Below are 10,751 nucleotides of genomic sequence, written 5' to 3' on the forward strand. Positions count from 1 at the left end.
CGTAAGTTTGACTGTGGCTGCTAAAGAAGTAACAAAGACAAATACGCCCGCGGGGGCGGCGCTGATTGCTCAGGCCATGGACCGGCGTGAGGGCGCCGGTCGCTACAAGGCCATGCAATCCGTCATGGACTGGGATAACTCGCGTCTGGCCTACAGGGCGGTGAAGCGCGCGTTTGACATCGTTTTCAGCGGTGTCGTGCTTGCGATCATCGCAATTCCCAGTCTGGTGCTCGCAGCCGCAATTCGCCTAGAAAGCGAAGGTAACCCGTTCTACAGCCAGATCCGAGTCGGTCAGACTCACCCTGACGGCAGCCTGTCTACCTTCCGCATGTGGAAGTTCCGCTCCATGTGCAAAGACGCCGATGAGCGTCTCGCCGAGTTCAAGGAGCAAAACGAGATCGCTGGCGCCATGTTCAAGATGAGGGATGACCCCCGCGTCACCAAGATCGGCAAGTTCATTCGCAAGCACTCCATCGACGAGTTCCCGCAGTTCCTGAACGTGTTCTTGGGCCAGATGTCCGTCGTGGGCCCGCGCCCGCCGCTGCCCAACGAAGTGGCGGAATACACCGAGTACGACCTGCAGCGACTGTCCGTTAAGCCCGGCATCACCGGCTGGTGGCAGGTGACCGATCGCAACGACACCGACTTCGACGGGATGGTCCGCCGTGATTTGGAGTACATCGCCAAGCGCGGCCCCATCACGGACTTGAAGATTGTTCTCCTCACGGTCGTTGAGGTCTTTACCGGTGGAGGTGCTTGCTAAATGACTGAACCGGTTAGGGTGGCTCAGGTTGTTGGCAAGATGGTTGGCGGCGGCGTCGAAGCTGTCGTTATGAATTACTATCGTCACATCGATTGCAGTAAAGTGCAGTTTGACTTTCTTGTTGATTCCGATTCGACGCTTGTTCCCCGTGACGAGATCGAATCGCTCGGTGGCAGGGTCTTTGAGATACCGCCCTATCAGCATGTAGCTGAATACCAGCGAGAGCTTCAGCGTCTCTTTAAGCAAGAGGGCTGGAAGATTGTCCATAGTCACATCAACGCGCTTTCGGTCTTTCCTCTTCGTGCTGCGAAGAAGGCGGGTGTCCCCGTGCGTATCGCCCATAGCCACTCTACGAGTGGTAGGGGTGAGTATGCCAAGAATGCCCTGAAGGCCGTGCTGAAAACGCAATCAAACCGGTATCCGACTCACCGTTTTGCATGTAGTAAATTCGCTGGTGAATGGTTATTTGGATCGAGTTCTCAATTTGTAGTCATGCGTAATGCTGTCGACTTGTCTGTTTTCGCGCCAGATGATGAGGATCGCCTAAGGACGCGGCGATCGCTTGGTGTTGCTGATGGACAGCTTCTAATTGGGCACATTGGTCGTTTTACAGAGCAGAAGAATCACTCATATTTGCTTAATATATTCGATCAGGTTTTAAAGATTCGTAATGATGCAGTTTTAGTTTTGGTTGGTTCTGGTCCGTTGGTTGAACAGATAAAGGACCAAGCTGATTGTCTGGGGATTAGCCATTCTGTTCGGTTTTTGGGCACTAGAAGCGACGCAGCATCTTTATATCGAGCATTTGATGTTTTCTGCCTGCCGAGCCTGTATGAAGGCCTCCCAATGGTCGGAGTTGAATGCCAGGCATCGCATACACCCATTCTTGCGTCTGATACCGTTACCTCTGAGACCGCTGTTACATCCATGATGCAATTTGAATCACTTTCTAGCTCCTGTATAAAGTGGGCCGAAAGACTTATTGAGTTGAGCACAGAGGTCTTCGCGCCTGGCGACGATGCCGGTTTGCAGGTATTTGAAATTAATGCTGCGGCCAGAGTGTTATTGGATTGTTATATGACCTATTTAGGTTCTGTTGATTAAGGGGATAGCTTGACTATTACATGTTCTAAGCGAGTCGCAGTCGCGTCGTGTCATGACAAAATCAACTTTGGCAGCGTTCTTCAGGCGTACGCGACCCAGCGTGCCCTTGAGGAGCTGGGAGTTGAAGTCAATACTATTGATAAACGTGGCCTGGGTCATGCTATTTCTGAAGGACGCAATGATTACTATCTTGAGCATCTATTTGATGTAGATCTTTATCGTGCAAAGCTGGGTTTTGTAAAGCATCGCATCAAGCAGAAGCTTGATGCTGACTTTGGAAAGAAAATGGCAAAGAGGAAAAGTGCATTTTCATCTTTCGAGTCAACACATTTTAGTTTTACTCCTCAAGCCGCTTCGTTTGAAGAACTTGGGGCGCTTGTGGCTGATTATGACAGCGTTGTTGTTGGCAGCGATCAGCTTTGGCTGCCTGTTAACATTGCTGGTAGGTACTTTACACTATCTTTCGTGCAGCCTCCTGTCCGCAAGGTGTCTTATTCCACTAGTTTTGGAGTATCTTCCCTTTCTGAAAAATATCTTCGTAAAACAAAAGATTTTCTTTACGATTTTTCGGCCATTTCTGTTCGCGAGGATACGGGAGCGGATTTGGTAGAGAAAGCTACGGGCGTCCGATGCTCTGTTGTATGCGACCCTACGATGCTGCTGGCTAGAGATCAGTGGGCAAGCCTTGCTTGTTCCTCTTCGATTGACGTTCCTGACGAGCCCTATGTTTTCTGCTATTTCATGGGTAAGAATGCATGGAATCGTGAATGTGCCCAAGAGCTTGCCAAGCAGCATAATTTGAAGATCGTCGCCATTGCTCATCCCGATGAGTATGTTAAGGCTGATGACGATTACGCGGATTATTATCCTTGGGAAGCCGGTCCGGCTGAGTGGGTCAACTTGATTGCCCATGCTTCGTATGTCTGTACTGACTCTTTCCACGGAAGCGTTTTCTCAAATATTTTTGAGGTGCCCTTCTTCTCGTTCCGTCGCCACGAGAATATGGGTGCTCAGTCTACGAACTCACGTATTGATACATTGTTGCGTGTCCTTGGAAACTCCGATCGTATTTGCGAATCGAAGGATGCTTTCCGTGCCGCAATGGCAAATGAAATCGACTTTGTGTCAGTACGTCAACGACTTAATGTGTATAGGAATGAATCGGCCAATTGGCTTAAATCAGCTCTTGAGTTGTAGGGAACAGTATGATCTCCATCACGGACAAAAGTAAATGCTGCGGTTGCGCTGCCTGTGCTCAAAAATGTCCCAAGCAGTGCATATCAATGGAATATGAAGCCGAGGGCTGCGAGTACCCCGTAGTCAATGCTGACCAGTGTATTGATTGCGGATTATGCGAAAAGGCTTGTCCAGTGCTTAATGTTGATAAGGACGAGCCTAAGTCCCAACGAGCCTTTCTAGTCCAGCATAATGATCAAAAGGTGCTTGCTGAAAGCACTTCTGGTGGAGCCTTCACTGCCCTTGCTCAGGCCGTGATTGCCAACGGCGGTATTGTGTTTGGTGCAGGTTATTTGCGCGGTGAACAGCTTGTGCGAGCCGAAGGAGCCCCTGGGCGACTTAAGGTCGGACATTTTTCTGTGGAAAGCGTTGATGAACTTTGGCGCTTCCGCAACAGTAAATACGTTCAGAGCGTTGTTGGCCCTGCGTATCCCGAGGTCAAACAACAACTAAAAACTGGACGTGAAGTTCTCTTTATTGGTACCCCTTGTCAATGCGAAGGCCTGCTTCGATTTTTGGGCGGCAAGCCGGCAAATTTACGCGTGGCAGACTTCGTCTGCCGCGCGAACCCCGCTCGCGCTGTGTTCGCGCGGCAGGTCGAATGGCTTGACGCAAAGGTTGGCGTAAAAGGTGAGACCGTTCTTTTTAGAGATAAATCACGGTTTGGCTATCGCTATTCAAATATGTGCGAGCTCGAAGGCGAGACTCTGTATGGTGAACGGCTGTACAGTGAAGGTGTCGAAACAGATCCTTACCTAAGGGCCTTTTTTGCTGATCTTTCAGATCGACCCATTTGTTACGAATGCCCGTTTAAAAAGCGTTATCGCGTTACTGATTTGACTTGCTGGGATTTCTTCGATGTTTATCGACTCTCGAAAGAGTTCGACGACAATCGAGGCGTCACTCGAGTTCTCATCCAAAGCGATGAGGGACAAGAATTGCTTGATCGAGCCTCAAGCTATGCCCGTATGAAGGAGATTGATGTTGAGGCTGCAGTAGAAGGTGTTCGTGAACTTACTAAGTCCGTGAAGCCGAATCCGCGTCGCGATGAATTCATGGCTGATGTGGCGAATCTGGATGGTGAGGAGCTTATGAATAAGTGGTTCCCCGATTCCGGAAAAGTAAAAGCCGAGCGCTTTGCTAGGCATACATGCGAAAAGCTTGGAATTTATGACCCGATGAAGCGTCTGGTTAAAAAAATCATAAAGAAGTAGCCTATTGTTCGAAAGGGAATTGATGATTCCTAAAGTTCTGCACTACATCTGGTTCGGTGGAAGTGAGCTTCCTGAACTTGAAAGAAAATGCATTGAGTCTTGGTCGAAGATCATGCCTGATTGGGAAATTCGTAGATGGGACGAAAGCAATTTCGATATAAATCAATGTGAATTTTGTCGTGAGGCATATGCCTCAAAAAAATGGGCGTTTGTCAGCGATTATGCGCGCTACAGAATACTGTATTCAGAGGGTGGAATCCTTCTCGATACAGATGTCGAAGTCCTGAAGCCTCTGGACGAGCTTTTAGATAATGAGGCTTTTGCGGGATTCATGAAGAATAATTTCTTCTTGAATCCCGGCCTCATCATGGGTTCTGAGGCCGGAAACCATGTCATGAGCGATGTCGCAAAATTATATGAATCTATGAGATTTGAGATGCGAAAAGGCCGCAACTCTATGGATACCTCTCCGAGGGTACTAACTGATTACCTGGAAGTGAGTTGTGCTCTTAAGAGAGATGGTTCATTTCAGCAGTTAAATGGTTTCACTGCATACCCTGCTACTTATTTTGATCCCCTAGACAGTCATAGTGGCAAGTTTGAAATTACTGATGATACATATTCTATTCACCATTATTCAGGCACCTGGTTGTCACCCGCTAAGAAGTTCCGTGTTGAAATGCGGAAAAAGCTTGCGCCAGTAATTGGACCCAAGCTGTCTTGGTTCATCTCCTCTGTTCTATCGGTACTTAGATTTGGAAGGAAGGCTTTTTAATGGTTTCGTCTGCCTTAGACCACAATAAGCCTAGGGTTTTAGTATCTGGCCTTTCAAATGGGCTGGGTGGAACCGAAATCGTTGTTGGTAGGTATATAAAGGCCCTTAGCTCATATGCTACGTTTGAATTTCTTGCAACGTCTGATTTATCAGATGTTGCATTCGTTCATGAGATGAACTCCGAAATCCACATTTGCCCGGATATTGATAGGCCTATTAAGCGCTTTGAGTATCTAGACCATCTATTTCAAGATGAACCAAATCGTTACCAGGCGGTTTGGTGTAACTTTAATCATCTTTTATATGCGGATGTCTTGCGAGCAGCTCAACGGGCGAATGTCTCTGTCCGCATTGCTCATTCTCACAATTCTCGTTTTTTGGGCGGTTTGCCGACTCAAGTTATAAGCCGTTTTAATCGCCGTGCGGCGTTACGTAATTCTAATGTTAGGCTTGCGTGTTCAAAAGAAGCGGGTTCATTCTTCTGGGGCGATAATTTTCAGGTGCTTCCAAATGCCTTAAATTTTAATGACATGGAGTACGATCCTGTCAGCAGGGTAGTAATTAGGGAAGAGTTCGGCCTTTCGTCAAAAGATTTTCTTATTGGTACTGTTGGACGTTTGACTAGTCAAAAGAATCATATTTTTCTTTTAAAGATAATGAAGGAACTGCTAACAGTTAAATCCAACTGTAAATTAATGATTGTTGGCGATGGCCCCCTACACAAGAGTCTTCAGGAATCTGCGGCTAAGCTGGGTATCTCATCTAGTGTCTTGTTTGCAGGCGAAAGAAAAGATATTAAAGACATTCTGTCTTCATTTGACTGTTTTGTATTTCCATCTACGTTTGAGGGACTTGGTGTTGCCGCAATTGAAGCCCAGCTTAACGGATTACCTTGTGTCTGTTCATTTGGCGTTCCAGATGCGGCTGATATTTCTGATAAATTTTTAAAGTGCTCCTTTAATGTTGCCGAATGGATTGACGCAATTATTTCTATGGGTCGTCCAAATAAGCTTGCGGGGGGGGCGTCTGTTTATGACGTCAACAAGCAAGCAAGTAAATTGCTGTCAATCTTCCTTGGTCGACAATCCTCTCGTGAGCGTGATTGTGCCGATGTATAACGCTGAAAAAACGATTCAAAAGACATTAAATAGTCTTCAGCGTCAGAGTGTGAGCAACATTGAAATAATTATTGTTGATGATGGGTCGACAGATCGTGGCGCTGAGCTAGTTATGGCTATTGCAGAGGGCGACAACCGGATTAAGCTGATTAGTCAAAACAATAGTGGTGTATGCGTGGCGCGTAATAGGGGTATCGATGAGGCCTCCGGTGATTGGGTGGCATTTGTTGATGCTGACGATATGCTGCCTATAAATGCAGTTAGGCTGTTGCTTGAATCCTCAGATGGCTGTAGCTTGGTTATCGGGGCTCTACTGAATGAGCATGGCGATTATTCGGGCAAGGCTATAAGCATCGACTGGAAAACAGCATGCTCTCTTAGCCTTGCATTTTGGGATAATGTTAATAAAGTTCCGTTTTCGAGCTTTACTAAAGGTGTTGTATTCCGAAGCGTTTGTGGAAAGATATTTAAGAAATCATTATTCCGGAATGGTTTTCTTAAATTTGAAGATGGCATTCGTTTCGGTGAAGACGCGTTGTTTATGGTAGATGCTTATCGTCTGGCTGAAAGTGTAAAAGTAGTGGACTCGGCGGTCTATTGCTATGTCAACAATAGTGATTCAGTAACGAGAAATACTGATATCTCGGCTATCGAGAGTGTTGATAATTTACTGGTAAAACTATATGAGCTATGTCACGTGAATCCGGATTTAAGCGAACTATATAAGCAATCTGCAGTCAGGGAAGTCTTATCTTTGATTCGTAATTGTGCACGTTTGGAATCGAATCAGCTTTTTAAGCCTGTCTCTAATATGGTCTGCCAGTCGTATTTCAGCTATTTAATGGAAGGCTTTGCTTCTCACCGCTATTCACGTCGATTTATCTCTGAAGTGAAAAATCGCATTACGATCCGTCTTCTTCTTGCGAGGCGTGTTATGGCTGCAATTGGCTTTACTAAGTTTGTTTATGGGGTACGTTAATTGAATTTGACTAATGTGGAAAGATCATGGACTGAGATTATACGAGCAAATGCCGGGGCTGTTCTGTTCAGCTTTGCTTTGGCTTTATTTTCAGTTTCCTATTATATTGGATCAGTAAATGCTACCAATGTGTTTGGGATTTCTCTTGCGGTGCTTTCGCTGGTCTTTGAGTTGTTTGCCTTAGCGTTTCTACTGCTGAAGCTTTTACTACAAAAGACTTCTCATGTGAAAGTGCTAGTTGGCTTGCTGCTGATTTTAATTTGCGTCGGGTCGCTGAAATCAAATAAAGCCCCTCAGATTATTTGGTTGGCGCTGTTTTGCCTTTGCGCTGAAGACGTCCCTGAATACTACATCTCAAGGTCTATTCTTGTATCGTCCGTCTTTATGCTATTGATGGTTGTTGGTCTCAATAGTGTCGGTGCCATTCCTTCTGTATTAATGTCGCGCGGTAGCAATTTTGTACGAAATTCGATGGGTTTTGCCCATCCTAATAATTTTGGACAGCTTTTGTTTATTGCTTATTCTGCTTCTATTTTTGAGCTGAAAGGCAGAAGCGGTCTTGCGGGCATCTTCTGTTTCGCAATTGCTTTTTTCGTAGCTGATTCAAAAACTTCTGCAGCAGGCATTTTCGTAATGGCCTTGTATTCGGTTATTTCATTCAGAAGCCCCCGTTCAAAACCATATGGGTCCCTATTTACTTTTTTACCGCTTTTTCTGGCGATTGTTAGTATAGCCCTGCCCTTTATGTGGTCCCATGGTGCCAATAAATGTCTTGTTCAGCTTGATAATTTAATGACCAACCGGATTTTTTATTCCGCCTATTATTTTGAAAACTACCCTCTGACTGTTTTTGGTAATGACTTAACGGCCATAGTTTCGCTGCCGTCTGCAACGGGTGGTTATTTAATACAAACAAGAGTCATGCTTGACAATGCATATTGTCGACTACTTATTCAATACGGTTTGATCCCATTTACCGCGTTTGTTGCTTTCTATTGCGTAGCGATAAATAAAGCGCGTATTTCGGCCCACGTGACATTCATGGGCTTGGTCTTGTATTCCCTAATGGGGTTTGTTGAATGCGGAATGTTATATCCAGCATGTAATTTCTTTATGCTTATGGCGCTGCCCGCCTTTTCAGATAAGGGGCCCTGTCAATCCAGGGTGCCATCAAAGGATGTTGTGGAGATGGCTAAATAATGGCAAAAATTAATACTACCAAGTCAGACATTATATGGAACTATGTAAGCACTGTTCTTTCAATGGGGAGCAGCTTCCTTCTTCTTCCGTTTCTGCTTGCTTACTTATCTAACGCCGAACTTGGTCTCTGGTACACTTTTGTTGCCATTGGGAATTTAACGCTGTTATTTGAATTTGGCTTTACACCAACTTTTGCGAGAAATATTGTCTATTGTCTTAGCGGTGCGCGTAGCATTAGCAAGAGCGGCTACGATTCATCTCAAGTTGGTGATTCTGTAGACTATGAGCTGCTTGGCAAATTGATTAAAACATCCCGGATTGTTTACGCGTTAATTTCTTGCGTTGTCCTGATGCTTACCGCTACAGTTGGAACTGCCTACATTTCTTCAATTTCAAGTGCTATTGATCCCTTTTCTTGTTGGACCGCATGGTTAATTTTTTGTTTTGATGTGTTTTTTAATCTATTCTTTTTTCATTATACGACCTGCCTGAGAGGGTTCGGGGATATTTCCGCTGAAAGCAGGGCAAAGTCTTATGGTCGCATTGGGCAGCTTGTGGTTTCTGCGTTTTTGCTGTTTATGGGTTTTGGCATCATTGGCGCTGCCATCGGTTATCTGTTTAATGACATTGTGCTGAGATTTTTTTGCGGTCGCTTTCTGGAGGTTCACTCAGAGGCGATAAAAAAAGCAAACGATGCTTGTACGGGTGTTTCTATTTCTGAAATAAAAGAAACGTTTATTTCAGTGGCTTATTTGGCGTGGAGGGACGGCGTTGTTCAACTTTGCTGCTATGCTTCCACTCAGTTGAGTTCGCTGCTCTGCTCCTATTTTCTTGGTGTGGAGGTTAACTCTCAGTATTCATTAATTATTCAAGTTGGCGGTGCAATTTACGGGTTTGCCAGCGCCTACGTTCGATCTTTTATTCCAATGTTTCAATCTGCTTATGCTGGTGGCGAAGTTCAGACTGCACGAAAAATTATTGAAAAAAGTCTGTCTCTATATTGGATTTTAATTGTTGTATGCACGATCGGTGTCTGGTTTGTCGGCTTCCCAGTCTTGTTCCTAGTTAAGAAAGGTTTTTCCCCCGACGGGCTTCTTTACTTCGCCTTGGTTGTTTATCTTGCGGTTTGGAACCATCATTCATTGTGTTGTAATTACATTATCAGTACGAATGAAATCCCCTATCTCCCGGCTTATATAGTTTCGGCTATTGCAGGTTTTGTATTGTCGTATGTCTTAATTTCCTTTACTGGCATGGGCGTCTGGGCGCTTGTGGTTGGTAATGGGGCCGCTCAGCTTGCATATAATAATTGGAAATGGCCTATATACCTTGCGCGTAAATTCTCTTCCCATTATTTTGCGTTGATTAGAGCTGGTCTCATGCAGTGGTCCTGCGCATTGAAGAAATGAGTGTTAATCACTGCTTTAATGTGACTTATGATTTCGATCGCACCGGATATGTTGATGTAAATCCGCCGACGGCCTGCCGTCGAAAAAGGGAAAACTGCCCCTTTTCTTGAATCCGGAATACCATAATACGGATTCTGGGAAAGAGCGGTGACCGCTATGGTGATGCTGTCAGACGCGATGCCGCGTCCGTTGCGATGCTGAAGTTGGCGGACGGGGTGGTGGACATCCAATCTCTGTTCATGCCGCTTGCCGTGCAGGTGGTTACCGCCATCATGGACGCCGAGGTTGACCAGCTCTGCGGCGATGGGGCCAACAATAGGAACGGCAACAGAGGCCGCCTCGTGACATGCGTGGGTATGCTCAACCTGGGTGTCCCTCAACTCTGGACGGGCGGCTTCTTCCCCGAGGACGTCCTCGAGCACCACCGGCGCGTCGACCGCGCGCTCGTCGCGGCGGTGGCCGAGATGTGCGCTACCGGCACCAGCACTAGGAAGGTGCAGAGGGTAGCCGAGAAGATGGGCATCGGGAGGCTCGGCAGGGGCCGTGTGGGTACAATCGCCGTTAGCCTCGACGCCGAGATAGCCGACCTGGCGGAGGGACGTTCGAGGTGCGCTCGATACCCTTAATCTGGCTCGACGTGACCTACTTCAAGTGCCGCTGCGGGGGCCGCGCGGCTTCGACCGCGGCTGTCACGGCGATAGGCTGCGACGAGTCCGGCTGGAGGCAGGTGCTCGGCGTATCGGTGGTGGACACGGAGTCGCATGACTCGTGGCTCGGCTTCCTGCAGGCGCCGCGCGACCGTGGCACCTCCGGCAACGAGTTCGTCCGTATCCGATGTCCCCGGGGCCTGGTCAGGGCCATAGGCGAGGTCTTCCAGGGGGTGTTCCTATAGTTTTGTCAACGGTTTTCTCCGTTGAGCTACCTAGATTCTCTCCATGCTGGCGCCAGCCCAT

11 protein-coding genes are annotated in these 10,751 nt (G+C 46.8%); all 11 read left to right on the plus strand.

Annotated features, from left to right (window positions below; translation table 11 throughout):
* Nucleotides 1-13: 13 nt before the first annotated feature.
* Nucleotides 14-763 (plus strand): sugar transferase, encoded by a 750-nt coding sequence (locus tag PMX70_RS04165; RefSeq protein ID WP_271742969.1) that lies wholly within the window; start codon nucleotides 14-16, stop codon nucleotides 761-763.
* Nucleotides 764-1,867, plus strand: a complete 1,104-nt coding sequence (locus PMX70_RS04170) for a glycosyltransferase family 1 protein (protein WP_271742970.1) — start codon at nucleotides 764-766, stop codon at nucleotides 1,865-1,867.
* A gap of 9 nt (nucleotides 1,868-1,876) precedes the next feature.
* The gene (locus PMX70_RS04175) at nucleotides 1,877-3,064 is read left to right on the plus strand and encodes a polysaccharide pyruvyl transferase family protein (RefSeq protein ID WP_271742971.1); all 1,188 of its coding nucleotides are present in this window, start codon (nucleotides 1,877-1,879) and stop codon (nucleotides 3,062-3,064) included.
* A gap of 8 nt (nucleotides 3,065-3,072) precedes the next feature.
* Nucleotides 3,073-4,317 (plus strand): Coenzyme F420 hydrogenase/dehydrogenase, beta subunit C-terminal domain, encoded by a 1,245-nt coding sequence (locus PMX70_RS04180; protein ID WP_271742972.1) that lies wholly within the window; start codon nucleotides 3,073-3,075, stop codon nucleotides 4,315-4,317.
* Nucleotides 4,318-4,339: 22 nt separating this feature from the next.
* Complete coding sequence (locus PMX70_RS04185; RefSeq protein ID WP_271742973.1) at nucleotides 4,340-5,092, plus strand: glycosyltransferase family 32 protein; 753 nt, start codon at nucleotides 4,340-4,342, stop codon at nucleotides 5,090-5,092.
* Nucleotides 5,092-6,210: a glycosyltransferase gene (locus PMX70_RS04190; protein WP_271742974.1), complete on the plus strand. Its 1,119-nt coding sequence runs from the start codon at nucleotides 5,092-5,094 to the stop codon at nucleotides 6,208-6,210. The genes PMX70_RS04185 and PMX70_RS04190 overlap by 1 nt, the downstream gene beginning before the upstream one ends.
* Nucleotides 6,185-7,189, plus strand: coding sequence for a glycosyltransferase family 2 protein (locus PMX70_RS04195; RefSeq protein WP_271742975.1), 1,005 nt, complete (start codon nucleotides 6,185-6,187; stop codon nucleotides 7,187-7,189). The genes PMX70_RS04190 and PMX70_RS04195 overlap by 26 nt, the downstream gene beginning before the upstream one ends.
* Nucleotides 7,190-8,389: a hypothetical protein gene (locus tag PMX70_RS04200; protein ID WP_271742976.1), complete on the plus strand. Its 1,200-nt coding sequence runs from the start codon at nucleotides 7,190-7,192 to the stop codon at nucleotides 8,387-8,389.
* Complete coding sequence (gene wzx, locus PMX70_RS04205) at nucleotides 8,389-9,798, plus strand: O-unit flippase-like protein (RefSeq protein WP_161145256.1); 1,410 nt, start codon at nucleotides 8,389-8,391, stop codon at nucleotides 9,796-9,798. The genes PMX70_RS04200 and wzx overlap by 1 nt, the downstream gene beginning before the upstream one ends.
* A 239-nt stretch (nucleotides 9,799-10,037) precedes the next feature.
* On the plus strand, nucleotides 10,038-10,424 hold the full coding sequence (locus tag PMX70_RS04210) for a transposase (protein WP_465038265.1): 387 nt from the start codon (nucleotides 10,038-10,040) through the stop codon (nucleotides 10,422-10,424).
* Between the two features lie 11 nt (nucleotides 10,425-10,435).
* Nucleotides 10,436-10,690, plus strand: a complete 255-nt coding sequence (locus tag PMX70_RS10130) for a transposase (RefSeq protein WP_416378133.1) — start codon at nucleotides 10,436-10,438, stop codon at nucleotides 10,688-10,690.
* Nucleotides 10,691-10,751: the final 61 nt, after the last annotated feature.

Source organism: Collinsella aerofaciens (genome assembly GCF_028206795.1).
In the GTDB taxonomy this organism is placed as follows: domain Bacteria; phylum Actinomycetota; class Coriobacteriia; order Coriobacteriales; family Coriobacteriaceae; genus Collinsella; species Collinsella aerofaciens_AX.

Excerpts from the sequence above, each read along its gene's own strand:
- PMX70_RS04180 (WP_271742972.1), top strand. The coding sequence starts at position 3,073 with ATGATCTCCATCACGGACAAAAGTAAATGCTGCGGTTGCGCTGCCTGT.
- PMX70_RS04185 (WP_271742973.1), top strand. The coding sequence starts at position 4,340 with ATGATTCCTAAAGTTCTGCACTACATCTGGTTCGGTGGAAGTGAGCTT.
- PMX70_RS04170 (WP_271742970.1), top strand. The coding sequence starts at position 764 with ATGACTGAACCGGTTAGGGTGGCTCAGGTTGTTGGCAAGATGGTTGGC.
- PMX70_RS04190 (WP_271742974.1), top strand. The coding sequence starts at position 5,092 with ATGGTTTCGTCTGCCTTAGACCACAATAAGCCTAGGGTTTTAGTATCT.
- PMX70_RS04210 (WP_465038265.1), top strand. The coding sequence starts at position 10,038 with ATGCCGCTTGCCGTGCAGGTGGTTACCGCCATCATGGACGCCGAGGTT.
- wzx (WP_161145256.1), top strand. The coding sequence starts at position 8,389 with ATGGCAAAAATTAATACTACCAAGTCAGACATTATATGGAACTATGTA.